The organism is Pseudomonas purpurea (assembly GCF_039908635.1).
Lineage (GTDB): Bacteria > Pseudomonadota > Gammaproteobacteria > Pseudomonadales > Pseudomonadaceae > Aquipseudomonas > Aquipseudomonas purpurea.
The window spans coordinates 217,750-242,150 of sequence record NZ_CP150918.1; the positions used below are offsets into that span (position 1 = coordinate 217,750).

The 24,401-nt window shown below is 60.5% G+C and carries 20 protein-coding genes and 1 pseudogene; 13 read left to right on the forward strand and 8 right to left on the reverse strand.

What is annotated here, in order from left to right; all coding sequences use genetic code 11:
- Positions 1-132: 132 nt before the first annotated feature.
- Positions 133-1,317, reverse strand: coding sequence for a delta-9 fatty acid desaturase DesA (gene desA, locus AABM54_RS00995; RefSeq protein ID WP_347903152.1), 1,185 nt, complete (start codon positions 1,315-1,317; stop codon positions 133-135).
- A 147-nt stretch (positions 1,318-1,464) separates the two neighbouring features.
- On the opposite strand from desA, the gene dibA reads away from it, so the two are divergent.
- The 6 genes and pseudogenes from dibA (at position 1,465) to AABM54_RS01025 (ending at position 7,762) form a co-directional block, all read left to right on the forward strand.
- Positions 1,465-3,390 (forward strand): phosphodiesterase DibA, encoded by a 1,926-nt coding sequence (dibA, locus tag AABM54_RS01000; RefSeq protein ID WP_347903154.1) that lies wholly within the window; start codon positions 1,465-1,467, stop codon positions 3,388-3,390.
- A gap of 232 nt (positions 3,391-3,622) precedes the next feature.
- Positions 3,623-3,805, forward strand: coding sequence for a sulfur starvation response protein OscA (oscA, locus tag AABM54_RS01005; protein ID WP_133216364.1), 183 nt, complete (start codon positions 3,623-3,625; stop codon positions 3,803-3,805).
- 157 nt (positions 3,806-3,962) lie between these two features.
- The gene (locus AABM54_RS01010; RefSeq protein ID WP_347903155.1) at positions 3,963-4,973 is read left to right on the forward strand and encodes a sulfate ABC transporter substrate-binding protein; all 1,011 of its coding nucleotides are present in this window, start codon (positions 3,963-3,965) and stop codon (positions 4,971-4,973) included.
- A 90-nt stretch (positions 4,974-5,063) separates the two neighbouring features.
- Entirely contained in the window at positions 5,064-5,882 is an 819-nt protein-coding gene (gene cysT / locus AABM54_RS01015) for a sulfate ABC transporter permease subunit CysT (protein WP_347903157.1), read from the forward strand.
- A gap of 13 nt (positions 5,883-5,895) precedes the next feature.
- The gene (gene cysW / locus AABM54_RS01020; protein WP_347903159.1) at positions 5,896-6,768 is read left to right on the forward strand and encodes a sulfate ABC transporter permease subunit CysW; all 873 of its coding nucleotides are present in this window, start codon (positions 5,896-5,898) and stop codon (positions 6,766-6,768) included.
- Between the two features lie 3 nt (positions 6,769-6,771).
- Positions 6,772-7,762: pseudogene (locus tag AABM54_RS01025) on the forward strand (sulfate/molybdate ABC transporter ATP-binding protein).
- A 186-nt stretch (positions 7,763-7,948) separates the two neighbouring features.
- Here AABM54_RS01025 and AABM54_RS01030 read toward each other — a convergent pair.
- Positions 7,949-8,473 (reverse strand): Mpo1-like protein, encoded by a 525-nt coding sequence (locus AABM54_RS01030; protein ID WP_347903160.1) that lies wholly within the window; start codon positions 8,471-8,473, stop codon positions 7,949-7,951.
- Between the two features lie 86 nt (positions 8,474-8,559).
- Between AABM54_RS01030 and AABM54_RS01035 the strand changes: the two genes are divergently transcribed.
- Both AABM54_RS01035 and AABM54_RS01040 read left to right on the forward strand, forming a co-directional pair.
- The gene (locus tag AABM54_RS01035) at positions 8,560-9,246 is read left to right on the forward strand and encodes a Crp/Fnr family transcriptional regulator (RefSeq protein ID WP_347903162.1); all 687 of its coding nucleotides are present in this window, start codon (positions 8,560-8,562) and stop codon (positions 9,244-9,246) included.
- Positions 9,247-9,343: 97 nt separating this feature from the next.
- The gene (locus AABM54_RS01040) at positions 9,344-9,709 is read left to right on the forward strand and encodes a response regulator (protein WP_347903163.1); all 366 of its coding nucleotides are present in this window, start codon (positions 9,344-9,346) and stop codon (positions 9,707-9,709) included.
- A 23-nt stretch (positions 9,710-9,732) separates the two neighbouring features.
- On the opposite strand, the gene AABM54_RS01045 is transcribed toward AABM54_RS01040, so the two are convergent.
- Positions 9,733-10,737 carry an AraC family transcriptional regulator gene (locus tag AABM54_RS01045; protein WP_347903164.1) on the reverse strand — a complete coding sequence of 335 codons (1,005 nt, stop codon included), beginning with the start codon at positions 10,735-10,737 and terminating at the stop codon, positions 9,733-9,735.
- Positions 10,738-10,837: 100 nt separating this feature from the next.
- Between AABM54_RS01045 and AABM54_RS01050 the strand changes: the two genes are divergently transcribed.
- On the forward strand, positions 10,838-11,911 hold the full coding sequence (locus AABM54_RS01050; protein ID WP_347903165.1) for a fatty acid desaturase: 1,074 nt from the start codon (positions 10,838-10,840) through the stop codon (positions 11,909-11,911).
- A 60-nt stretch (positions 11,912-11,971) separates the two neighbouring features.
- Here the strand turns inward: AABM54_RS01050 and AABM54_RS01055 are convergent, their stop codons facing one another.
- Together AABM54_RS01055 and AABM54_RS01060 are read right to left on the reverse strand one after the other, a co-directional pair.
- Complete coding sequence (locus AABM54_RS01055; protein WP_347903166.1) at positions 11,972-12,787, reverse strand: ABC transporter ATP-binding protein; 816 nt, start codon at positions 12,785-12,787, stop codon at positions 11,972-11,974.
- Positions 12,784-14,382 (reverse strand): ABC transporter permease subunit, encoded by a 1,599-nt coding sequence (locus AABM54_RS01060; protein WP_347903167.1) that lies wholly within the window; start codon positions 14,380-14,382, stop codon positions 12,784-12,786. Before AABM54_RS01060 ends, AABM54_RS01055 begins: the two co-directional genes overlap by 4 nt.
- Before the next feature lie 382 nt (positions 14,383-14,764).
- Here AABM54_RS01060 and AABM54_RS01065 point away from each other — a divergent pair, with 382 nt between their 5' ends.
- On the forward strand, positions 14,765-15,775 hold the full coding sequence (locus AABM54_RS01065; RefSeq protein WP_347903168.1) for an ABC transporter substrate-binding protein: 1,011 nt from the start codon (positions 14,765-14,767) through the stop codon (positions 15,773-15,775).
- Positions 15,776-15,936: 161 nt separating this feature from the next.
- On the opposite strand, the gene AABM54_RS01070 is transcribed toward AABM54_RS01065, so the two are convergent.
- Entirely contained in the window at positions 15,937-16,857 is a 921-nt protein-coding gene (locus AABM54_RS01070; RefSeq protein ID WP_347903169.1) for a LysR family transcriptional regulator, read from the reverse strand.
- A 182-nt stretch (positions 16,858-17,039) separates the two neighbouring features.
- Between AABM54_RS01070 and AABM54_RS01075 the strand changes: the two genes are divergently transcribed.
- Positions 17,040-17,960: a TauD/TfdA family dioxygenase gene (locus AABM54_RS01075; protein WP_347903171.1), complete on the forward strand. Its 921-nt coding sequence runs from the start codon at positions 17,040-17,042 to the stop codon at positions 17,958-17,960.
- Positions 17,961-18,067: 107 nt separating this feature from the next.
- Here the strand turns inward: AABM54_RS01075 and AABM54_RS01080 are convergent, their stop codons facing one another.
- Together AABM54_RS01080 and AABM54_RS01085 are read right to left on the reverse strand one after the other, a co-directional pair.
- Positions 18,068-19,684 (reverse strand): alkaline phosphatase family protein, encoded by a 1,617-nt coding sequence (locus tag AABM54_RS01080; RefSeq protein WP_347903172.1) that lies wholly within the window; start codon positions 19,682-19,684, stop codon positions 18,068-18,070.
- Between the two features lie 119 nt (positions 19,685-19,803).
- Entirely contained in the window at positions 19,804-20,748 is a 945-nt protein-coding gene (locus tag AABM54_RS01085; protein WP_347903173.1) for a LysR family transcriptional regulator, read from the reverse strand.
- Between the two features lie 153 nt (positions 20,749-20,901).
- On the opposite strand from AABM54_RS01085, the gene AABM54_RS01090 reads away from it, so the two are divergent.
- Together AABM54_RS01090 and AABM54_RS01095 are read left to right on the forward strand one after the other, a co-directional pair.
- Complete coding sequence (locus AABM54_RS01090) at positions 20,902-23,274, forward strand: TonB-dependent receptor (RefSeq protein ID WP_347903174.1); 2,373 nt, start codon at positions 20,902-20,904, stop codon at positions 23,272-23,274.
- Positions 23,275-23,643: 369 nt separating this feature from the next.
- Positions 23,644-23,970: a hypothetical protein gene (locus AABM54_RS01095; protein WP_347903175.1), complete on the forward strand. Its 327-nt coding sequence runs from the start codon at positions 23,644-23,646 to the stop codon at positions 23,968-23,970.
- Positions 23,971-24,401 lie beyond the last annotated feature (431 nt).

The following is a 24,401-nucleotide window of genomic DNA, read 5'->3' on the forward strand; positions in this document are numbered from 1 at the left end:
CGAGGGAGCTTGCTCCCGCTGGGCGGTACACCGCCCCAAATCAGGCGACTACGTTTTGTCAGTTAAAACGCGTCGCCGGTTTTGCGGCTGCTTCGCAACCGAACGAAAGCTCCCTCGCCACAGGCAAGCCCTTCAGACGGCGGCAGGGCGCAGCGAGTAGGTTTTCAACTGGTTGGCAAAATCACGCAGCGACTGGATCCCGCTGGCTTCGGCTTCGTGTACCCAGTCCTTGATCGCGGCCAGCATGTCGTGACCGTTCGAACTGGTCTTGACCCAGATCTGCTGCAAGGCCAGGCGCTTTTCGTAAATGACCTTCAGTGCCTGGCTGTGCTCGAGCATGGTCTGGATGCGCATGTGGTGCTTGTCATCCAGCAGGCTGGTTTCCCGCGAGAGCAGGCGCTTGGCACGATGGAATTGATGACGCACCGAGTGATCGACCTTTTCCAGCTCTTGCTTGACCAGCGGCGCGATGACCAGCTTGCGGTACTGGGCCATGATCTGGAAACGGTTGTTGAGGATCGCCATGGCGGTGTCCATGTCCAGGCTGCCCTTGCCCTCGACGCGGTGGGCAATCGGCGCTACACGCTGAACCTTGGCCAGACGCAGGAAGCTGAAGACCTGGATCCAGGCCCAGCCGAGGTCGAATTCCCACTTTTTCACCGACAGTTTTGCCGAGTTCGGGTAGGTGTGATGGTTGTTGTGCAGTTCTTCGCCCCCGACCAGGATGCCCCACGGCACCAGGTTGGTCGCCGCATCGCGGCACTCGAAGTTGCGGTAGCCGATGGCGTGGCCCAGGCCATTGATGACGCCGGCGGCCCAGAACGGGATCCACATCATCTGGATTGCCCAGATGGTGATGCCGATGGTGCCGAACAGCAGCAGGTCGATGACGCCCATGATCGCCACGCCCAGCAACGGGAAGCGGCTGTAGAGGTTGCGCTCGATCCAGTCTTCGGGGCAGTTCTTGCCGTAGATGCGCAGCGTCTCGGGGTTTTCCGCTTCGGCGCGGTACAGCTCGGCACCTTTGCGCAGAACGGTCGACAAGCCGAGGATGACCGGGCTGTGCGGGTCATCGACGGTTTCGCATTTGGCGTGGTGCTTGCGGTGGATCGCGGTCCACTCGCGGGTGTTCTGCGCCGTGGTCAGCCACAGCCAGAAGCGGAAGAAATGTTTCAGGCCCGCATTGAGCTCAAGGGAGCGATGGGCTGAATAACGATGCAGATAGACCGTGACGCCCACGATGGTGATGTGGGTCATTAACAGGGTGACTGCCACCAGTTGCCAAGGCGACAAGCCGAGTAAACCTTCGTACCACATAGGCTGTATGGCCCTCGATAAAGAAAAAAACAGCCCGCGCATTATCACTCAGCACACAGATAAAACCAGTCGGCCTTTCAGATAAGAGTGGCGGAATGTTTCTTTACTCTATAATTCCAACCTTTTTGTAAGGACATGGATCGCCTAATGTCGGCCTCTTTTCGCGATGCTTTGCGTGCATCGCTGCTTTATCTGGTGATTTCGGTCGTTTGGCTGGGCATTACTGGTTATTTATTGAACAAATTCTTCGATCAATCCGCTGATCTGCCGCGATGGCAACTGATCAACGGTTACCTGTGGGTGCTGTTCAGCGCCTACCTGATCTTCCTGGCGCGGGCGCGATTGTTCAGTTTCATCGGCATCGGCGCGAAGCTGCGACGCCGCAGCGAAGATCGCGTGCGTTTGCGTCAGGCGGCGGCGGTGTTCGACTGTACGCGCGAGGGGGTGCTGGTCACTGATCGCCGGGGCCTGATCGTCCATGTGAACCGGGCGTTCATGGAAATCACCGGTTATCAGCGCGAAGAAGTGCTGGGCCGCCAGCCGAGCATGTTCAAGTCCGGCCATCACCTCCCGGCCTTCTATCAAGGCATGTTCTCCACGCTCAAAGGTTGCGGCGAGTGGAGTGGCGAGATCTGGAACCGGCGCAAGAGCGGCGAAATCTACCCGCAGTGGCAGACGATCCGGGTCATTCACGACGACCGTGGCCAGCTCAGCCATTACGTGGCGGTGTTTTCCGACATCAGCGCGATCAAGGATTCGGAGCATGAGCTGGCGCACCTGGCCCACCATGACCCGCTGACCGACCTGCCCAATCGCCTGTTGTTCACCGACCGTGCCGAGCAGGCGCTGGCCTCCGCACAAATCCACAAGCGTGGCTGCGCCTTGCTGATGATCGACCTGGATCACTTCAAGATGATCAACGACAGCCTGGGGCACAACGTCGGCGATAAATTGCTCAAGGCCGTGGCCTCGCGCTTGCGGGACATGTTCGGCCCCGGCATTACGCTGGCGCGCCTGGGTGGCGACGAATTCGCGGTGTTGGCCGAAAGCTGCCCGCAACTGGTGCAGGCGGCGGCGCTGGCGCAACGGATTCTGGATGGCCTCAAAGAGCCGTTTCAGATTGCCGGCCATCAGTTGTTCATCAACGCGAGTGTCGGCATCAGCCTGTTTCCCAGTGATGCCCTGAGTGCCGAGCAGTTGTTGCGCAATGCCGACTCGGCGCTGTTCAAGGCCAAAAGCGCCGGTCGCGATGGCTATGCCCTGTACACCGAAGAGTTGACGGCCCATGCCCAGCAGCGGGTCGAGATCGCGTTTGAGTTGCGTCGCGCCCTGGAGCAGCAGGAACTGCGGGTGTACTACCAGCCGGTTCACGACCTCAAGAGCAGCCGTCTGATCGGTGTCGAAGCGCTGGTGCGCTGGGAGCACCCGCAACGGGGGCTGGTGTCGCCTGCGGAGTTCATCCCGATTGCCGAACGCACCGGGTTGATCGCCGAAATCGATGCGTGGGTCATGCAGCAGGCGTGTCAGCAGATGTGCCAGTGGCAACAGGCGGGCGTGGTGTTGTCGTTTGTGGCAGTGAACGTTTCCACGCGGCTGTTCGCCCGTCGCGAGTTGTATGAACGCGTCGCTCAGGTGCTGCACGACACAGGCCTGGACCCGGCGTATCTGGAGCTGGAAGTCACCGAAAGCGCGGTGATGGAGGACCCGGAAGTGGCGCTGGAGCAAATGCACCGTTTGCGCGAATTGGGAGTGCGGCTGGCCATCGATGATTTCGGCACGGGTTACTCGTCGTTGCTGCGGCTCAAGCGCTTGCCGGTGCAGAAGCTCAAGATCGACCAGGGGTTTGTCGCCGGTCTGCCGTGGGACGAAGACGACGCCGCCATTGTGCGGGTCATCATCGCCCTGGCGCAAAGCATGGGCATGCAGGTTCACGCCGAAGGCATCGAGCAGGCCGAGCAGGCGGGTTTCCTGTTTGAGCATGACTGCGACCTGGGCCAGGGCTACTGGTTTGGCCGGCCGGTGCCGGCTGAGCAACTGGACTGGACGCGGGCCCCCGTGATTCTCCGTCACTGATCGACAGTTCCCTCCCACGTATGCCGCCCGAAATGCTCTGTGTCTCCTGACGAACAGCGCCGCAGAGCGCCGTGGGCGGGGCTCCGCGTTCGGGCGTGGGAGCGATCAATCTTCTGGTTATATAAGCATTCTTAAATAGTATTTTTAAGAATATCTGCGGCTATCTACTATTGCTCTCACGCCGCAAGCAGTGCCGCCACTGCCAGGCACTACTCATTTCAGGAGCAACACCATGAGCGCATCTCTACGTAGCGTTGACGGTCAGGACGAAGCCACCATCTTGCGCGAAATCCAAAGCGCCCTGCGCGATCTGCGCTTCGGTGCGGTGGAGATCACCGTGCATAACGCCCAGGTGGTGCAGATCGAGCGCAAAGAGAAATTCCGTTTACAGAACCCCGGCCACAAACCGAGTTGAACCCCGCGTCACCCTCTCACGTGTGAGAGCCCCGACTGGTCAACCGGAGGGCGTCATCCCATGACCCCAACCAGCGTGTATACAAGCGTTCAAGCACGAATGCGGGCCTGAAGCGCCAATAAGAAAAGCCAACACCCAGAATTTCAGGAGCTCCACTATGTCGTCGATTCGCCGTTACGCGCTGGCCGCTCTGGCCAGTGCCCTTTTTGCTGGTTCCGCGGTTGCCAAGGATTACGAGCTGCTCAACGTGTCGTACGACCCGACCCGCGAGCTGTATCAGGATTACAACGCCGAGTTCATCAACTTCTGGAAGAAAGACCACGCTGGCGACACCGTGAAGATCCAGCAATCCCACGGTGGCTCGGGCAAGCAAGGCCGGGCGGTGATCGATGGTCTGCGGGCCGACGTGGTGACCCTGGCCCTGGCCGGCGACATCGACGAAATCGCCAAACTGGGCAAGACCTTGCCGGCCGACTGGCAGAAGCGTCTGCCGGAAGCGAGCACGCCGTACACCTCGACCATCGTGTTCCTGGTGCGCAAGGGCAACCCCAAAGGCATCAAGGATTGGGGCGACCTGACCAAGAACGGCGTTGAAGTCATCACCCCGAACCCGAAAACCTCCGGAGGTGCGCGCTGGAACTTCCTCGCCGCCTGGGCTTATGGCCTGAAGGCTGGCGGTAGCGAAGCCAAGGCCCAGGAATACGTCAAGGAGCTGTTCAAGCACGTTCCGGTGCTGGACACCGGTGCTCGCGGTTCGACCATCACCTTCGTCAACAACGGTCAGGGCGACGTATTACTGGCCTGGGAAAACGAAGCGTTCCTGGCATTGAAAGAAGACGGCGGCGCCGACAAGTTCGACATCGTCGTGCCTTCGCTGTCGATCCTGGCCGAGCCGCCGGTGGCGGTCGTCGACAAGAATGCCGAGAAGAAGGGCAACGAGCAGATCGCCGAGGCCTACCTCAAGCACCTGTACAGCCCGGCCGGCCAGGAGATCGCGGCGAAGAACTTCTACCGCCCGCGTGACAAGGACGTGGCAGCCAAGTACGCCAAGCAGTTCCCGACACTGGACCTGGTGACCATCGACAAGGATTTCGGTGGCTGGAAAACCGCCCAACCGAAATTCTTCAATGACGGTGGCGTGTTCGACCAGATCTACACCGCGCAATAACGCCGTGAGGCGCGTTGCCCAGTAGCTTGCGCAGAGCCCGGAATTCGCTTCCGGGCTTCGTGCGTTAACCGTGTTCAACCAAGGACTTTTATGTCGCGTCGTATCTCCCCCGTCATACCCGGCTTCGGGCTGACGCTGGGCTACACCTTGGTGTACCTCAGCCTGATTGTGCTCATTCCCCTGGCAGCGATGTTCGTGCATGCCGCCCAACTCACCTGGGACCAGTTCTGGGCCATCATCTCGGCACCCCGTGTGCTGGCGGCGTTGAAGCTCAGTTTCGGCACCGCGCTGTGTGCCGCGATCATCAACGGCATCATCGGCACGCTGCTGGCCTGGGTGCTGGTGCGCTACACCTTCCCGGGGCGCAAAGTCATCGACGCGATGATCGACTTGCCGTTCGCATTGCCGACGGCCGTGGCCGGTATCGCGTTGACCGCGCTGTACGCGCCCAACGGGCTGGTGGGTCAGTTTGCAGCGGACCTGGGTTTCAAGATCGCCTACACCCCCCTGGGCATCACCCTGGCACTGACGTTCGTTACACTTCCATTCGTGGTACGTACCGTACAGCCAGTATTGGCCGATATCCCGCGTGAAATCGAAGAAGCCGCCGCGTGCCTGGGGGCCAAACCGTTGCAGGTTTTCCGCTACATCCTGCTGCCGGCCTTGCTTCCTGCCTGGCTGACCGGCTTCGCCCTGGCGTTTGCCCGTGGCGTCGGTGAGTACGGTTCGGTGATTTTCATCGCCGGTAACATGCCGATGAAAACCGAAATCCTGCCGCTGCTGATTATGGTCAAGCTCGACCAGTACGATTACACCGGTGCTACTTCCATTGGCGTGTTGATGCTGGTGGTTTCCTTCGTCCTGTTGCTGCTGATCAACTTGTTGCAGCGGCGCATCGAAACCCCATAAGGAGGCGCGGAACATGTCCCAATCGTCTATTTCCGCTGCGTCTTCGGCCAACGCGGCTCGCCGTGGCAGCGCCACGGCACGGCGAGTACTGATCGCTCTCGGCTGGTTGATCTTTGCCCTGTTCCTGTTGCTGCCACTGCTGATCGTGGTGTCCCAGGGGCTGAAACTGGGCCTCGGTGCGTTCTTCACCGCGATCTTTGAACCCGACGCCTTGTCGGCCTTGAAACTCACGGTCATCGCCGTGCTGATTTCGGTGCCGCTGAACCTGGTGTTCGGCGTCAGCGCGGCCTGGTGTGTGAGCAAGTATTCGTTCCGTGGCAAGAGCATGCTGGTGACGCTGATCGACTTGCCGTTCTCGGTGTCGCCGGTGATTGCGGGTCTGGTCTACGTGCTGATGTTTGGCGCCCAGGGTTTCTTCGGCCCGTGGTTGCAGGACCACGACATTCAGATCGTCTTCGCCCTGCCGGGCATCGTGCTGGCGACGATTTTCGTCACCGTGCCCTTCGTCGCTCGTGAGCTGATCCCGTTGATGCAGGAGCAGGGCACGCAGGAAGAGGAAGCCGCGCGGCTGCTGGGTGCCAACGGTTGGCAGATGTTCTGGCATGTGACCGTGCCCAACATCAAGTGGGGCCTGATCTACGGCGTGGTGTTGTGTACTGCGCGGGCGATGGGCGAGTTCGGTGCGGTGTCGGTGGTGTCCGGGCACATTCGCGGGGTGACCAACACCTTGCCGCTGCACGTCGAGATCCTCTACAACGAATACAACCACGTCGCCGCGTTTGCCGTTGCGAGCCTGTTGCTGATCCTGGCGCTCTTCATCCTGCTGCTCAAGCAGTGGAGCGAGTCCCGTATTAACCGCCTGCGCGCCAGCGCCGCGGAGGAATAAGTCATGTCGATCGAAGTCCGTAATGTCAGCAAGAATTTCAACGCCTTCAAGGCGCTGAACAGCATCAACCTGGACATCCACAGCGGCGAGCTGGTGGCATTGCTCGGCCCGTCCGGCTGTGGCAAAACCACTTTGCTGCGGATCATCGCCGGGCTGGAAACCCCCGACGACGGCAGCATCGTGTTCCACGGTGAAGACGTGTCCGGGCACGATGTGCGTGATCGCAACGTCGGGTTTGTGTTCCAGCACTACGCCTTGTTTCGCCACATGACGGTGTTCGACAACGTCGCGTTCGGCCTGCGCATGAAGCCGAAAAACCAGCGTCCGAGTGAAAGCCAGATCGCGGTCAAAGTGCATGAATTGCTGAACATGGTTCAACTCGACTGGCTGTCGGATCGCTACCCGGAACAACTCTCTGGCGGTCAGCGTCAGCGTATCGCCCTGGCCCGTGCCCTGGCGGTGGAGCCGAAAGTGTTGTTGCTCGACGAGCCGTTCGGCGCCCTCGACGCCAAGGTTCGTAAAGAGCTGCGCCGCTGGCTCGCACGCCTGCACGAAGACATCAACCTGACCTCGGTGTTCGTGACCCATGACCAGGAAGAAGCGATGGAAGTGGCCGACCGCATCGTGGTGATGAACAAGGGAGTGATCGAGCAGATCGGCTCACCGGGTGACGTTTACGAAAACCCGGCCAGCGACTTTGTGTATCACTTCCTCGGCGACTCGAACCGTCTGCACCTGGGTGAAGACAACCACGTGCTGTTCCGTCCCCATGAAGTGTCGCTGTCGCGCACTGAACTGGAAGACCACCACGCGGCCGAGGTACGCGACATCCGTCCGTTGGGCGCGACTACCCGCGTCACCTTGAAGGTTGAAGGCCAGAGCGAACTGATCGAAGCCGAAGTGGTGAAGGACCACGACAGCCTGACCGGCCCTGGCGCGTGGCGAGACGCTGTTCTTCAAACCGAAGGTCTGGCAGAAACACGCGAGCCTCTAACAGCCAAAACTTCGTCGGATCGCCGCTCCCACAGGGTCTGTACTGACCTGTGGCGAGGGAGCAAGCTCCCGCTCGGCTGCGCAGCAGTCGCAAAGCAAGCCCCTTGTCCTGCCTGAAAAACGCGGTTGCTGGTTTTAGGACGGCTTCGCAGGCCAGCGGGAGCAAGCGCCCTCGCCACACAGCGTCTTATGTTGCTGCGTTTTTCTGGCGCAAACGCACCCCTCCGGCCCGCGCCTCGATCTGTTCCTTGAGGTCATGCCGCCACCCCAGCAAAAACGCCAACTCCGCCACCACAAACAACGGCCCGACTATCAGCCCCGTCACGTCATCGACAAACGCCGGTTTGCGCCCTTCGTAGTAATGGCCGACAAACTGGATCGCCCAGCCCATCACAAACATCGCGACGCCACTGGCGAGCCAGACGAACGTACTCTGCTGCGCGAGTACATGGCCTAGCCAAACGGACAGGCCGAGCAGCACCGTCATTACCCCGCCAAGGCGCCTTTCCAGGCGCAAATAGAACCCCGCCGAGGCCAGCGCCACGAGCACCGCTGGCGACAGCCAGAGCCCGGCCAGCGGCCATTCCGGCCGTGACAGCAGTACCGTGACAGCGACCACGATCAGCGGAATGCCAATGAAGTGGCTGGCGATGTTGCGCGGGTCACGGTGGTAAGCGGCGTATTGACTGAGGTGGTCAACGAGGCTTTTCATGGTGCTTGCTCCTGTAGGGACGCCGATCATGCCGCTGTGCGCGGTCGCTGCTCTGTCAGCCAGACGACAATCAACCCGGAGATTTCATGGATATGCAGGCCTGGCGGTCACGCCTGATGAGCGGTCAGTGGTTCAGCCATTTGCCGTCCTTGCTACAGGATAGTCTGCTGGCCATGGCCCGCGTGCGGCGCCTGTCACCGGGCCAGCGGCTGTTCAAGCGCGGCGATTCGCCGTGTGGCCTGTACGCCGTGCTTGAAGGCGCGGTGCGGGTCGGGGCGGTGAACGAGCAGGGCAAGGAGGCGCTGCTGAGCGTGATCGAACCGCCGCACTGGTTCGGTGAAATCTGCCTGTTCGACGGCCAGCCGCGCACCCACGATGCTGTCGGTGTGGGCCACAGCATCCTGCTGCACATTCCGCAATCGGCGTTGCTGGCCCTGCTCGACGAACAACCGCAGCACTGGCAACCACTGGCGCTGCTGATGAGCCACAAACTGCGCCTGACCTTCATCAATCTCGAACAGTTGGCCTTGCTGCCCGCCCCGGCCCGGGTGGCGCACCGCTTGCTGATGATCGCCGACGGCTACGGCGAACTCGAACCGGCGCGGCGCGTTCTGCAACTGCCCCAGGAGCAACTGGCGTTGTTGTTGTCGCTGTCGCGCCAAACCACCAACCAGATCCTCAAGGACCTCGAAAGCCAGGGCATTCTCAACCTCGGTTACGGCGAGATCGAGATCCTCGACACCGAACGGTTACGGGCGTTGGCCACAATCTAACGGCAACCACTGACCCCTGTGGGAATGTGTTGAAGGTTGTGATGGGCAATCAAGCCAAACACGCCTAGCCTGTACCTCTGAATAATCGAGGTGTGCCATGCGTTTGCTGTTAGTGGAAGACGAACCCGAGGTCGCGAAGCTTCTGGCCCAGGGGTTGAGCGAGGCCGGTTACACAGTGGATGTGGCGGACAACGGCATGGCCGGTCGACGCTTCATCGAAGCGCAGGCGTACGATCTGATCATCCTCGATGTGATGCTGCCCGGCCTCAACGGCTGGCAGTTGCTGCAACAGATCCGCCAGCTCGGGGCCACGCCGGTGCTGTTTCTGACCACCACCGACGGCATCGAAGACCGGTTGCGCGGGCTGGAACTGCATGACGACGACTACTTGCTCAAGCCGTTTGCGGTGAGTGAATTGGTGGCGCGGGTGCGCAAGTTGTTGCGGCGTGATCGGGGCCGGTAAAACCAACTCATCCTCCGAAACGGTTACCGCATCCCATCCCGAAACTGCCCCGGCGTCATCCCGGTCCAGCGCTTGAATGCGCGGCTGAAGCTGCTGGTGTCGGCAAATCCCAGTAAATAACTGATCTCGCTCAACGAGCACTGCGGATCGCGCAGGTGCAGCAGCGCGAGGTTTTCGCGGCACTCGTTGAGCAACGTGTCGAAGCGGCAACCTTCGTCGGCCAGATGCCGCTGCAGGCTGCGCAGGCTCAGGTGCAAAGCCTGGGCGATGCGCTCGGCGCCGGGTTCGCCTTCCGGCAATTGCGCTTCGATGGCGCCGCGTACCTTGCGTTCCCACGTCAGCGGTTTGAGCTGCGCGAGGGTGCGGTTGAGCACCGTTTCGTTGTGCTCGGCCAGTTCCGGGTTGGCGTCGTCCAGGTGGCTGTCGAAATCGGCGAGGGCAAACTCCAGCCGGTCCTCGTCGGCGCCGAAGTGGATCGGTGCGCGAAACACCGTGTGCCACTGTTTCGGGTCTGCCGGTTCAGGGCGGCGCAGGTACACCGCCAGTGGCGCGTAATCGCGGCCGAGGCGGTTGCGACAGGTGCGCACATAAATCGCCGCAAACGCGTCAATGGCTTCGGGCGCTGGCGTCGGGCTGCCTTCGGGGACTTTCAGGATGAAGCAGTAGCGATCTTCGCCGCGAATCAGCGCCAGCTCCAGCGCGTCGCTGACCACCTGGTGATACCGCACGATGCGCTCGAACACTTCGCGCAGGCTGCCGCTGGCCACCAGCGCGTAACCCAATGCGTGAAACGTGGTCGGGCTGACGAAGCGCGACACCCGCAAGCCGATGGCCGGATCGCCGCTGACCTGCACCGCCAGTTCCCACAAACGAGTGGTGGCGGACAGCGGGTAGCGGGCGTTGGGGTCGTCCATCAACTGCGGGTCGAGCCCGGCCTGTTGGCACAATGTGCCGCTGTCGAAACCCAGGGCGTCGAGTTGTTTGCGCAAGGCGCGGGTCCAGCTGGCGAGGGAGGTGGGTTCAATCATGATGATTGGCGCTTCCAGTCAACAGGTTGGCGTTCACAGCTAGCACTGCACAGGAAGACACAGGGCAGGATGCGAACATCAATAACCAGAGGATGGAAGCATGCACGGTACTTCTGCAAGTCCCGAACGACTGAATGCAGCGCAGCGATCAGCACATATTCGTGAAGTGGTGCTGGCGCGCGGTGTCGAGTTGCGTGAGCGCTACCCGCTGCTCAAGCATCAGGATGCGTTGGGCGCGGGCATTCTGGCCTTCGCCCTGGCCGGGATGCTCGGCTCGGCGGCGCTGTACATGACCGGGCACATGGCGTGGTGGGTATGCCTGCTGCTGAATGCATTTTTTGCGTCGCTGACCCATGAGCTGGAACACGACCTGATCCACAGCATGTATTTCCGCAAGCAGCGTGTGCCGCACAACCTGATGATGGGGTTGGTCTGGCTGGCGCGACCGAGCACCATCAATCCGTGGATTCGTCGCCACCTGCACCTCAACCATCACAAGGTGTCCGGCAGCGAAACCGACATGGAAGAACGCGCCATCACCAACGGCGAGCCCTGGGGCATTGCGCGGTTGCTGATGGTGGGCGACAACGTGATGTCGGCGTTCATCCGCCTGCTGCGCGCCAAGACCCGGGCGCACAAATTCAGCATCGTCAAACGCACCCTGAAGGTCTACGCGCCATTGGCGCTGATGCATTGGGGCGCGTGGTACCTGTTCCTGGGTTTTCATGCCGCCAACGGCATCGCGTATTTACTGGGAACGTCGGTGGAGTGGTCAGCAACCACGCTGTCGGTGATGCAGGTGATCGACATTGCGGCGGTGGTGATCATCGGACCGAACGTGCTGCGCACTTTTTGCCTGCACTTCATCAGCTCGAACATGCACTACTACGGCGACATCGAACCGGGCAACGTGATCCAGCAAACCCAAGTGCTCAACCCGTGGTGGATGTGGCCGTTGCAGGCGTTTTGCTTCAACTTCGGCAGCAGCCACGGCATCCATCACTTTGTGGTGAAAGAACCGTTTTACCTGCGCCAGATGACCGTGCCGGTGGCGCACAAAGTGATGCGCGAAATGGGCGTGCGCTTCAACGATTTCGGCACGTTTGCACGGGCGAACCGGTTTGTGCGCAAGGATGAGGTTCAGGGTGGAACCGTGGAAGGTGTGCGCACGTGATTGCGGCCTCAATCCGGCTGAAACGGCAAAGCACTGAGGATCACGCCAGTCACCTCCACGTCAGCAAGCAATGAACGTCAGCGGCAGGTCGCGGATCTGCTCGGGAATGGGCGGTTGGTAGTGATCGTTGCTGGTCAGTTCGTGCAGCAGCTCTTCGCGCAATTGATGGAAGTCGAAACTGCTGCGCTGGCGCGGATGGGGCAGGGCGATCTCGACGACTTGTTTGATCCGTCCGGGGCGCGGCTCCATCACCACCACGCGGTCGGCGAGGAAGATCGCTTCTTCCACGTCATGGGTGACCAGCACCGTAGTAATGCTTGCCCGGCTGCGAATCGCCAGCAGTTCGTCCTGCATCTGTTGACGGGTCAACGCATCGAGGGCGCCGAAGGGTTCGTCGAGTAGCAGAATCCGTGGGCTGGCCACCAACCCGCGAGCAATGGCGACTCGCTGCGCCATGCCGCCGGACAGTTGATGCGGGTAGGCGCGGGTGAAGTCGGTGAGGCCCACCAACTCAATGAAATCGCCAATGCGCTTTTGTCGCTGGGCAGCGCTCAGCGGTTCGTTGACCAGGCCCAGGCCAATGTTTTCTTCGACCGTCAGCCACGGGAACAAACGGTGTTCCTGGAACACGATACCGCGCTCCCCGCCGATGCCGGAGATGGCTTTTGCGTCGACGCTGATGCGCCCGCGAAACTGGGTGTCCAGCCCTACCAACAAGCGCAGCAAGGTGGATTTTCCGCAGCCGCTGGAGCCGACAATCGCGACGAATTCGCCCTCGGCAATGTCCAGGTTGAATTCGTGAATCGCCTCCAGCTCAAAGCCGTCGACGTCGAAGGTTTTGCCCACATGGTTGAAGCTGACAATCGGTGCGGTCATACGTGCCTCCAGCGCGTGGCGCGGGTTTCAATGTGTTGGCCAATCAGGTTGAGCAGGGCGCCGGTCAGGCCCACCAGCAACATGCCGGCCATGATCAGGTCCATGCGCAGCAGTTGCTGGGCGCCGATCATCTGGCTGCCGATGCCGCCGTTGGACGGCATGAAATATTCGGCGCCGATGGTGCCGAGCCAGGCGTAGATCAGGCCCAGGCGCAACCCGGCGAATATCCCCGGCGCGGCGCCCGGCAGGATCAACCGGCGCAGGCGTTGGCCGAGGCTCAAGCGCAGGACTTGCGCGGCTTCGTTGAGCTGCGGTGAGAGGTTGGCGACGCTGCGCTGGGTAGCAATGAACAGCGGGAAGAACGCCGCGAGGGCAACGAACACCCACTTGGCCAGTTCCCCCAGACCGAACCACGCCGTGAGCAGCGGCACCCAGGCGAAAATCGCGATCTGGCGGATGGCCGCGAGGGTCGGGCCGAGCAGGCGTTCGCTGACCGATGACAACCCCAGCAACAGCCCCAGCCCGAACCCGAGACCACCACCCAGCGCCAGCCCGCCGAGGGTGCGGCCCAGGCTCAGCGCCATGCCGCCGAGCAGCGTGCCATCGAGCAACCCGTGGCCGGTGGTCTGGAGCACCGCCCAGGGGCTGACCAGAATGTTCGCATCGACCCACTGCTGATCCACCGCAACTTGCCACAGCGTCAGCAGGGCCAGTGGCAGCAGCCACGATTGCAGGCGCTGCCAGCCTTGATAGCGCGGGCCGCGACGGATTTCAGCGGTGGCCGGGTGCGGCCAGTGCACCAGTTGGCGATCCAGCAGGCCGATGCCACGGTCCATCGCCACGCCCAACACGCCGATCACCACGATGCAGACGAAAACAATGTCGAGCATGAACAACTGCCGCGCCCAGACCATCAGGTAGCCAATGCCTTCGCTGGATGCCAGCAATTCAACCGCCAGCAATGACGTCCACCCGGCCGCCAGCGCCAGCCGTACACCGGCCATGAACGCCGGCAGTGCGGCGGGCAGTATCAGCCGTCGAATCAGCAGCCTGGGCGGTAAGCGCAATACGGCTGCGGCTTCGCGCAGTTTCGGTTGGGCATCGCGCACGCCGACCAGTGTGTGCAGGGTCACCGGCACTACGATGGCTTTGATCAGCACCACCAGTTTCAACACTTCGCCGATGCCGAAAAACACCATGAACAGTGGAACCCACGCCAGCGTCGGGACTTGCGCCAGCGCGGCGAAGGTCGGGAACACCAGGCGTTCAAAACGCTGGCTGAAACCCAGTGCGGCACCGAACACAGCACCTGCGCCGATCCCCGTGAGCAAGCCCCAGAACAACCGCTGAAGGCTGATCGCCAAGTGGCTCCACAGTTCGCCACCGGACAGCTCGACCGCGCTGCTCCAGACCAGCGACGGTGCGGGCAGGATCTGCTCGCTCATCCAGTGATAACGGCTGGCCAGCCACCACAGCGTGAACAGACTGATCGGCAGCAGCCACGGCAGCAGGCGTTGGTTCAGGCTTGGCCACAAGCGCCGGGCGTTTAACGAGGGTGCGGCCAGCGGCAGGCTCAGCAGGGAAACACGGGCCATGAAGGGACCTCCGTTGGTGACCTTGTGGAGCGGGCTTGCTCGCGAAGGCGATGTAACAACCGACATCAATGCTGGATGTGATGGCCTCTTCGCGGGCAAGCCTCGCTCCTACAGGATTTAGGCTCATGCAAAATGGATCTATGAAATTTAAAAACGATGCTTTTTGGAGATAAGAAAAGCCATTTAAGGCCTGCTGCTTCCACGCATCCAATGCATTCGAAGAATATTTTCGATGCTGTTTTTGCATACCGCGTCAGGACGTACGTTTTAGCGGGTATATGTTTTTTAGTTATTAAATTGTTATTTTTTAGTATTTAAATGTTTGGATCGACTGTGCCTACTTTTGGCTCCTCAACGCCCGCCGTGATCAGGAGCTGCCCCCATGAACTTTCCCTTCAAACGCGTTATCAATCTGTTCGCTGCGGGTGTGCTCGCCGGTCTGGCGCTGAACGCCAGCGCGGTCGAACTCAAGGAAATCCGCATCGCCGTACCGGACCTCAGTGCCGGCACGCAGCACAGTGGCGGCGGGGTGGTGGACGTGTTGCGCCAGCAGCAGATTTTCGAAAAGGCCTTCGCCGATCAGGGCATCACCATCCAGTGGAGTTTCTTCAAGGGTGCTGGCCCTGTGATCAACGAAGCCTTTGCCAACGGTCAGGTCGACCTGGCGTACCTCGGCGACCTCGCGGCGATCATCGGCAAGTCCAACGGCCTCGACACCCGGCTACTCAGCGCCTCGGCCCGTGGCGTGAAGCATTATCTGGGCGTGGTGCCGGGTTCGGGGATCAAGACCTTGCAGGACCTCAAAGGCAAGCGCGTGGCGATCTTCCGGGGCACCGCCAGCCAACTGTCGTTCGACGCCGCACTGGCCAGCCAGGGCTTGAGCGAGAAGGACCTGAAAGTCATCAACCTGGATTTCAACGCTGCGGTGGCGGCACTCGCGGCCAAACAGATCGACGCGTCGTGGGGCGGCTCCGGGCTGACCGCGTTACAAGCCAGGGGGTTGGCCGAGTTGCCACTGAGCACCAAGGATCTGGGGGGTGCGGGCAGTATTCAGAGCGTGCTGATAGGGACCGGGAAATTTGTCGACGAGCATCCCGAAGCCGTGGCGAAATTGCTCAAGGCGCAACAGCAAGCCGTCGAGTGGCTGACCCAGGACAGCAACAAGGACGCCTACATTCAGTTGGTGTCGGGGCTGGCAAGTTATCCACAGGTGATTCTTCAGCAGGACCTGAAGGACCAGAAACTGAGCGAGATTTTCCCCTCGACCCTGGACCCGGTGTTCCTCGGCAAATTGCAGGACGCCGTGGACCTGGCTTCGCAGCAGAAGCTGATTCGCAAGCCGTTCAAGGTAAGCGAATGGGTGGCGCCGCAATTGACTGCGGCAAAACTGTAAGCACTCAACTGTGGCGAGGGAGCTTGCTCCCGCTGGAGCGCGAAGCCGCCTCAACCTGAAGTACCGCATTCATTCAGTCAGAACTCGGTGGCCGGGTTGCGACTGCTGCGCCCTGGCGCGGATCGGCCGGCGGGAGCAAGCTTCCATCGCCACAAGAGCGGTCAAACTGCGACGCTAACTTCCAGCTTATCCACCGCCACCAACGTCTCGATCATCGCCCGCGCCGCGGGCGACAACCGGAACCCGGTGCGGCTCACAATCCCGCACCGCGCATTCATGCTCTCGATGTTCTGCGGCAGGTTGCGCCAGTGCAGCAGGGCCAGCGAACCCTGGGCGATGTCTTCGACAAACGCTTCCTCGGTGCCCACGCCAATCGCGTTGGACTGCAACACGATTTTCACCAGTGCCGGAAAATGCTCGGTCTCGATGGTTGGTGAAAAATCGGTGCGGCCGCTGAGGTTCGCCAGCAGTTTGCGAATGCCCGGCGGGATCAGCGTGGTCGCCAGCGGGTAGTCGAACATGTCGTTGGTCGACAGGCTTTCCTTGGCCAGCAATGGATGCCCCGGGCGGCAGAAAAACACCCCGCGCTTGGGGGTTAGCGCGCGCGTCTGAAAGTTCGGATCGGCCTCGAAATGGCGGATGTCGGCGATGAAGAATTCGATCTCTTCACGGCTCAGGGCGCGGCTGAGTTTTTCCCAGTTATCCACTTGAAAACAGGTGCGTACTTTCGGGTGCGAATTGACGAACTGCGCCACCGCGTCCGGCACCAGTTTGACCGCTGGCGCCGGGCCGCAACCAAAGCGCAACTCACCCGCGTCAAGCTTGGTCATTTGCGTCACTTCGGCGTTGAGCAATGCCGCGCCCTGCACCAGCGTCAAGGCGTGTTGCAGCACCACCTGGCCCTCGGGGGTGGGGCGCAGATCCTTGTTGGCTCGGTCCACCAGCACGCAGCCGAACTCCTGTTCCAGCCCTTGAATACTGCGGCTGAACGCCGGTTGAGTGATGCCCATCGCATCCGCCGCACGGACAAAACTGCGGTGTTCGTTGAGGGCGATGAAGTAACGCAACTGGCGAAGATCCATATGCTTTCCCGGCATCCTAAAAATAGCTCGAAGGCATTTGCGACGAGGGTGGCTTGAGGTTTTAAATGCAAGCTCTTATTCCGTCAACGAAGCATGTGAATATCTATTAGATCTAAATTGAATATAGATAGAGCGTTGGTTCGCTGCCGTTCAACCGTAAGCAGTCAGATGAGGGTCTACCCATGAGCAATGCCGCTTTAGCTGTAAAACCCGCTGTTCACGCGCTTGAAATTCATCCGGTGGCCGGTCGCATCGGTGCCGAGATTCGCGGTATCGCGCTGTCCGGTGAGTTGGACGCCAGCACGGTCGAAGCGATCCAGCAGGCACTGGTGCAGTACAAAGTGATCTTCTTCCGTGCCCAGACCCACCTCGACGATCAGCGTCAGGAAGCCTTTGCGCATTTGCTCGGGGAACCGGTGGCGCACCCGACCGTGCCAGTGCGCGACGGCACCCGTTACCTGCTGGAGCTGGATGGTGCTGAAGGCCAGCGTGCCAACTCCTGGCACACCGACGTGACCTTCGTCGACGCCTACCCGAAAGCCTCGATCCTGCGCTCGGTGCTGGCGCCGTCTCACGGTGGCGACACGGTGTGGGCCAACACCGCAAGCGCTTACAACGAACTGGCGCCGGAGTTGCGTGAGCTGGCGGACAAACTCTGGGCGGTGCACAGCAACGAATATGACTACGCAGGCGCCAAGCCCGATGTCTCGGCAGAGAAGCTGGAGCGCTATCGCAAAATCTTCACCTCGACGGTTTACGAGACCGAGCACCCGGTGGTTCGCGTGCATCCGATCAGTGGCGAAAAAAGCCTGTTGCTGGGGCATTTCGTCAAACGTATCAAGGGTTATTCACAGGCCGATTCGGCGCATTTGTTCAACCTGCTGCAAAGTCATGTCACGCGCCTGGAAAACACCGTGCGCTGGCGCTGGCAGGCCGGTGACGTGGCGATCTGGGACAACCGTTCGACCCAGCATTACGCGGTGGATGATTACGGCACGCAGGAACGGATCGTGCGTCGCGTGACGCTCAGGGGCGAAGTACCGGTAGGGGTGGAGGGGCAGCGGAGTCAGACTATCAAGGCGGCTGAAATCGGCGCCGTTTGATCTGACGCTATCGCGAGCAAGCTCGCTCCAACAGTGGATTTGTGTTGAACACAGTCAATGTGAACAGACACAGACCTTGTGGGAGCGAGCTTGCTCGTGATGCTTTTTCACCAAACGCCGATCTGCACCACTTTCTCGATCTCGGGCTCGCCATACCGAAACCACTGCCCGCGCAGCTCAATCTCCTGATGGCTGATGGTGGTGCGGCGCTTCAGCCCTCGCATCCACTCGAACAGATACCCTGCATGTTCTTCTCGCACCGCCGCGCAGGTCGGGTCTGTACCCAGATCGTGCAATTCCTGCGGGTCATTCAGCAGATCGAATAGCTGCGGCCGAAAGCCGTCGTACGCCAAATATTTCCAGCGGTCGCTGCGCACCATGGTCATGCGGCAGCGGTCGATGGGTTGTGCCAAGCGTTCGCGCGCCGGGGCCTGGAAGGCGTAGTCGTATTCGCTGATTGCATAGCGGCGCCAGTCGGTTTTTTCTGCGTGCAACAGCGGAATCAGTGAACGTCCTTCCAGCCGATGTTCCGCACTCGGCAGGCCCAGCGCCTGAAGAAATGTCGGCAGGGCGTCGATGGTTTCCACCAGTCGTGCATCCACCGAACCACGGGTGAGATCCGCCGCCGCACGCGGGTCGCGGACGATCAACGGCACGCCCACCGCCGGCTCCAGCAAGAACTCTTTTTCCCCCAGGTAATGGTCGCCGAGAAAATCCCCGTGATCGCTGGTGAACACGATCAGCGTGTCGTCCCAGCGGCCGCTGCTTTCGAGAAAATCGAACAGCCGCCCGAGCTGATCATCGACCTGTTTGATCAGGCCCATGTAGGTCGGGATTACGTTCAGGCGCACCTCATCGCGGGAAAAATTCAGGCTCTCTTCGTGCTGTCGAAACGCGTGGTAGACCGGGTGATCGCTTGCCTCTCCCTTGGCCGCACGCACGGCTGGCAGGACTTGATCGGCGCCATACAACGCGTGGTAAGGCGCGGGTGCGATGTAGGGCCAATGCGGCTTGATGTACGACAGGTGCAAACACCACGGCTGGTCTTGTTGCTCACGGATGAAGTCGATGGCGCGGTCAGTGGTGTGCACGGTTTCTGAGTGCTGCTCGGGAATCCGTGCCGGCAGGTGGGCGTTGCGCATGTGCCAGCCACTGAGGATTTCGCCGTGTGCGCCCGCGCCCGCGTTGGCCCAGTCGTGCCAGGGGTTGCGACCGTCAAAACCGTGTTCGCGCAGGTAATGGGTGTAGGGCGCCGACTCGCGTTTGTCGTCGAACAGCGGGTCGTCGGGGAAGATCCCGTCGTGCCGGAAGTACGGCTCGAACCCCACTTCGTTCAGTGCCTCGGCCTGCGTACTTGCGGGGTCGATGGCCAGGCGTTGCAGCGCGTCGAGGTTGGGCGTGGCGTGGGTCTTGCCGACCAGCGCGGTGCGGATGCCGTGGGGGCGCAGGTAGTCGCCAATCGTCAGTTCTTCGAGGGGCAGCGGCACGGCGTTCCAGGCGACTTGATGGCTGCTGACGTAGCGCCCGGTGTAGGCCGACATCCGCGACGGTCCGCAAATCGTGCCTTGGGTGTAAGCACGACTGAACCGCACACCAGCGGCGGCGAGGCGGTCGATGTTGGGGGTGTGCAGGTGCGGGTGGCCGTAGCAGGACAGGTAATCGCGGCGCAGTTGATCGCACATGATGTACAGCACGTTGCGCACGGGGTTCTGGGTGTTGGGCATGGGGTTCACCGAGTGGAGGACAGGTGAAGGTTTTCGCTGGTGCGGTGGGGGTGAGGCAAGTGCGTTTGGGGAATGGTTTTTATGCAGCAAGTGCATTGCTGTCCGGGAACTGCTCGCGATCAGACAGCGATGTTCTCCAATGAACATACCTCGTCATCACGCTCATCAATCGCCTTGATCTGCGCGATCATCGCCTCGGCCAACGGTGACAACCGATACCCCGCGCGGCTGACGATGCCGTAGCGGGTGTAGAGCTCCTCCAGGTCATCGGCCAGCCCTTCGATTTTCAGGCACACCAGTTCGCCCCGGGTGTGATGCAGCACATCGCTGTAGGCGCCGACGATGCCGATGGCGTCCGAGCGCAGTACCACGCCGAGCAGGCTGTAGCTGTTTTCACATTCCACATTGGGGCTGAAGTCCGGGCGGCCGCTGAGGTCGACGATGACTTTGCGCAGGTTCGGCGGGCGGATGCTGACCGCCATCGGGTAGCTCATCAGTTGCGCCGCGCTGACCGATGCCAGGCCCGCCAACGGGTGCCCGGCGCGGCAGCAGAAATGCCATTTGCGCGGGCGCAGGCGTTGGGTCAGGTAATCCGGGTGGGCTTCGAACTGTCGGGTGTCGGCGACGAAGAATTCGAACTCTTCACTGAGCAGGCGCTTGCCCAGGGTTTGCCAGTCGTCCACCTGAAACTGCACCCGCGCCTTGGGGTAGCGTCCGATGAAACTGCCGATCGCACGCGGGATCAACCCGGCGGCGGGCGCCGGGCCGCAACCGAAACGCAACTCGCCGGCCTCCAGGCCATTGAACTGGCTGATCTCGTTGGCCATTTGCTGCGCGCCGCTGACCAGTCGCCGCGCGTGTTCAAGCAGCACCTGGCCTTGTTTGGTCGGCGCCAGGTCCTTGCGTCCGCGGTCCACCAACTGGCAGCCGACGCTGTGTTCCAGCGCCTGAATACTGCGGCTGAAGGCCGATTGCGACAGGTTCACCGCCATCGCGCCCGCGACGAAGCTGCGCTGTTCGGCGAGGGCGATGAAGTGACGGAGTTGGCGCAAATCGATATGCATTTTTCACATAAAAAATATCGGGGAAATGCATTGGATATGCATTAGGTCGACTCCTTATAAAGGCAATCTCTTATGCAGTAAATCTTTGTAAAAACATAAATAAATAACTTTAAAGAATATGCGCTGTGTGTATTTTTTGACCAGGAGCCGCCCATGAGCCCGTTGAATCTCGCGTCACCCTTAACGCCACGACGGCTCAAGCGCCTGCCTTTGGCCTTGTTGCTGGCCGGCAGCGCCAGTTGGACCCAGGGGTACGCTGCCGAGGCCGAAACCCCGCCCGAGGGTGCGGGCAAAACCACCGCCGGCAAGGCCAAGGCCGACAACGGGCGGCTGGAAACCGTGACGGTCACGGCCCGGCGTCGCGAAGAAAGTTCACAAGCGGTGCCGACGCCGATGAGCGTGATCAGCGGCCAGGCGCTGGAGAGCCAGCGGGTCTATCGCATCCAGGATCTGCAGCAACTGGTGCCCAGCGTCAACGTGGCCTACATGCATGCGCGACAGTCCAGCGTGTCGATCCGTGGCCTGGGCAACAACCCGGCCAGCGATGGCCTGGAAGGCAGCGTCGGGCTGTACATCGACAACGTTTACCTCGGACGGCCGGGCATGGCGGTGTTCGACCTGATGGACATCGAGCAACTGGAAGTCCTGCGTGGCCCGCAAGGGACGTTATTTGGCAAAAACACCACGGCGGGGGTGATCAACATCAGCACTCGCGCGCCGAGTTTCACCCCTGAGCGCAGCATCGAAACCTCGGTCGGCGAGGACGGATACTTTCAAACCAAGGGCACGGTTTCCGGGCCGCTCAACGATGAGCTGGCCGGGCGTTTTTCTGCCTATCGCACCCGCAGTGACGGCGACATCAAGAACGAGTACGACGGTCATGATTTGAATGGCGGCTCGCGTCAGGGCTTTCGCGGCCAGTTGCTCTACAAACCGAATGAAAGCTTCAACCTGCGCTGGATCGGCGACTACAACGAAGAGGATTCCAGCGCCGGGACGCGAGTGCTCTACAGCACCGGGCCGACCATCAATGGCGTCAACCTCTACCAGTCGCGGGCCAGGGCGGCGGGTGCGACCCTGGTGGACGGCTCCCACCGCAAGGTCAACCTGAACAACGATCAGCACGTCACCGTGTTCCAGGGCGGCACCTCGCTGGAGGCCAACTGGACCTTGCCGAACGATTTCACCCTGACGTCGGTCAGCGCTTATCGCTGGTGGAACTTCACCCCGCGCAACGACGATGGCCTGAATGTGGCCGCTGCCTACAACGCAGGCGTTTCGGTGGAAGACAAACAGTATTCCCAGGAGTTTCGCCTGGCCTCACCTACCGGTGGCGCTTTCGATTATGTGTTGGGCGCCTACTATTTCGGCTCGGATCTGGACAACAAATCCTTCGCCTATTACGGCCCGCAAGCCGACATCTGGAATGGCACGCCACGGGGCGCGCTGGCCAACGTCAGCACGGTCGGCAACGGTCACATCGAAACCAACAGTTTTGCGCTGTTTGCCCAAGGCACCTGGCACCTCACCGAGCGGCTGGATTTCACCGCCGGGGTGCGTGGCAGTTACGAGGATAAGAGCGCGTGGGTGACCCGCGATGCGCCGTTGGGCGGCGCAGCAGTGACTGGTGCGGCGACCAACGCCCGGCGCGGTCGCACCGGGGCATACGATTCCGGGGATCTGAATCAGTACAGCAGCAGCCCATCGGGTTTGCTGAACCTCAGTTACCACTTCACCGATGATCTGCTGGGCTACGCGACCTTGTCCCATGGCGAGAAATCCGGTGGGGTCAACCTGGTGGTCGGCTCTGCACCGACGGCGGGCGCCGACTCCTTGTTGATCGGCACCGAGCGCGCCAACAACGCCGAGCTGGGTTTCAAAAGCACCCTGTGGGACCGACGCCTGCAACTCAACGCCAACCTGTTCTGGACCCGGGTCAACGGCTACCAGACCAACGCCTATGACGAAGCCAACCGCGTGCAGTACCTGACCAACGCCGGCTCGGTGCGTTCACGGGGCGTGGAAGTGGAAAGCACGCTGATTGCGCTGCGAGGCCTGACGCTGAACATCAACGGCTCGTACAACGACGTCAGTTACCTCTCCTACAAGGATGCGCCATGCCCGCCCGAAGTCAGTCTGCGTCCTGGTGCGCCGGCATCGTGCGACCTCAGCGGCCATCAAGTGGTCGGCGCCTCGAAGTGGATCGGCAACGCCAACGGCGAATACACATGGAACCTCAATAACGGCCTGGAAGAATACGTCACCGCCAGCTACGCGTTCCGCTCCAAAGCGGTGGGCACGGTCGAGGACTCCGATTTCGGGCAGATCCCCAGCTACGCCGTGGTGAATTTATCCACAGGCTTGCGCGGCGATTTCAACGACGGCCAGTGGGACGTTTCGTTGTGGTTGAAGAACGCCTTCGACAAAACCTATTACACGACCCTCTGGACGGGCGGCAACGGCGGGTACGAAGGGTTGCTCGGAACACCGCGGACATTGGGTGTGACTGGTCGTTATGAATTCTAGGCTCTGTACGAAAACTGCCTGCGTGTCGATCATGCTGCGTTAAAAACAGGCTCGGAATGCTCATTTACAACCCGTAAACTCCGCTTCCTCGCCTGTTTTTGCCTTGCCTGATCGCCACTCGGCGACTTTTCGTACAGACCCTAGGCACTGTTTGAATATTTAAAGCGTTAGTGCCAGTCGCAATAAACAGGTAGGCCGGGGGTATAGATTATGAAGTGTTTGGGTAGTGCATATAGCGCTTTCGTCCGACAATAAGTGTTTTGTGCGTGGACAATAATGGAATGTCCGTCCATGCTCTGTTTCGTGAGTTTTCAGGAGAGAACTTGCATTCATTGGAAGATACTTATTTCACGACAAAGGAAATTCATTATGTCGAGTATTAACGGGACTTATGTAAACGCTAACGCCGGCGCCAAACTGGTCATCACCGATGGTAATGACTCGAACGGGACTTTCAGCGGCAAGCTGAGCCAGAACGGTGTGAATTACGACGTCAGTTATGGGCACTACCACTTCCAGAACAGCAGCGGTCAGCCAACCATCATCACGTTCGCGGCCCTGAACGATGGCACCGGCTACCAGGCGTGGACACTGTTCTCGCCTGATCATAATTACTCAAAACTGAAGGCGTTCGGTTCTCGTAATAACTTTGATGGCGATGTTGTTGGCCTGGCGGGCGAGTTCGTCAAGCAATAAATTCCACGTTTAATATCTACCGGCTGCCTGCATGTAAAAGTGTGGGCGGCTTTTTTGTGTTTGTTTGTTTTTTAATAATCGGTTTGGATGTTTGTTGTTGCTGTTGGTGTTCAAGTTTTTTCTGACATCTCTATCTGGGTTCCTTGCTTCTTATTGTGCGATGCGCGCTTTACTTCTCAAAGCTCATGCCTTCCCTGAATATTTTTAATGCCTGAAAAGCATGGCATTTGCCGTGATCCTCTACAGCCCTTTGATTCCGGGGGCTGGCAGACAGCGGTGGATCTTATTATGCGTTTTGGATCTATTCATAACTGTAAATGTTACTTTCGGAGATAAGCGTCTGGCCCAATGATTCATCCATCGAGACGGCCGCGTGGGGGATTCAGGCGTCGGCGGATCGATTTATTGAAGAAGACCGTAGGGAGTCAATC

Excerpts from the sequence above, each read along its gene's own strand:
- AABM54_RS01055 (WP_347903166.1), bottom strand. The coding sequence starts at position 12,787 with ATGACCGCACCGATTGTCAGCTTCAACCATGTGGGCAAAACCTTCGAC.
- AABM54_RS01085 (WP_347903173.1), bottom strand. The coding sequence starts at position 20,748 with ATGCATATCGATTTGCGCCAACTCCGTCACTTCATCGCCCTCGCCGAA.
- AABM54_RS01095 (WP_347903175.1), top strand. The coding sequence starts at position 23,644 with ATGTCGAGTATTAACGGGACTTATGTAAACGCTAACGCCGGCGCCAAA.
- oscA (WP_133216364.1), top strand. The coding sequence starts at position 3,623 with ATGAGCGCATCTCTACGTAGCGTTGACGGTCAGGACGAAGCCACCATC.
- AABM54_RS01030 (WP_347903160.1), bottom strand. The coding sequence starts at position 8,473 with ATGAAAAGCCTCGTTGACCACCTCAGTCAATACGCCGCTTACCACCGT.
- AABM54_RS01075 (WP_347903171.1), top strand. The coding sequence starts at position 17,040 with ATGAGCAATGCCGCTTTAGCTGTAAAACCCGCTGTTCACGCGCTTGAA.
- AABM54_RS01050 (WP_347903165.1), top strand. The coding sequence starts at position 10,838 with ATGCACGGTACTTCTGCAAGTCCCGAACGACTGAATGCAGCGCAGCGA.
- AABM54_RS01040 (WP_347903163.1), top strand. The coding sequence starts at position 9,344 with ATGCGTTTGCTGTTAGTGGAAGACGAACCCGAGGTCGCGAAGCTTCTG.
- AABM54_RS01045 (WP_347903164.1), bottom strand. The coding sequence starts at position 10,737 with ATGATTGAACCCACCTCCCTCGCCAGCTGGACCCGCGCCTTGCGCAAA.
- cysT (WP_347903157.1), top strand. The coding sequence starts at position 5,064 with ATGTCGCGTCGTATCTCCCCCGTCATACCCGGCTTCGGGCTGACGCTG.
- AABM54_RS01070 (WP_347903169.1), bottom strand. The coding sequence starts at position 16,857 with ATGGATCTTCGCCAGTTGCGTTACTTCATCGCCCTCAACGAACACCGC.
- AABM54_RS01060 (WP_347903167.1), bottom strand. The coding sequence starts at position 14,382 with ATGGCCCGTGTTTCCCTGCTGAGCCTGCCGCTGGCCGCACCCTCGTTA.
- AABM54_RS01035 (WP_347903162.1), top strand. The coding sequence starts at position 8,560 with ATGGATATGCAGGCCTGGCGGTCACGCCTGATGAGCGGTCAGTGGTTC.
- AABM54_RS01010 (WP_347903155.1), top strand. The coding sequence starts at position 3,963 with ATGTCGTCGATTCGCCGTTACGCGCTGGCCGCTCTGGCCAGTGCCCTT.
- AABM54_RS01090 (WP_347903174.1), top strand. The coding sequence starts at position 20,902 with ATGAGCCCGTTGAATCTCGCGTCACCCTTAACGCCACGACGGCTCAAG.
- dibA (WP_347903154.1), top strand. The coding sequence starts at position 1,465 with ATGTCGGCCTCTTTTCGCGATGCTTTGCGTGCATCGCTGCTTTATCTG.
- AABM54_RS01080 (WP_347903172.1), bottom strand. The coding sequence starts at position 19,684 with ATGCCCAACACCCAGAACCCCGTGCGCAACGTGCTGTACATCATGTGC.
- desA (WP_347903152.1), bottom strand. The coding sequence starts at position 1,317 with ATGTGGTACGAAGGTTTACTCGGCTTGTCGCCTTGGCAACTGGTGGCA.
- AABM54_RS01065 (WP_347903168.1), top strand. The coding sequence starts at position 14,765 with ATGAACTTTCCCTTCAAACGCGTTATCAATCTGTTCGCTGCGGGTGTG.
- cysW (WP_347903159.1), top strand. The coding sequence starts at position 5,896 with ATGTCCCAATCGTCTATTTCCGCTGCGTCTTCGGCCAACGCGGCTCGC.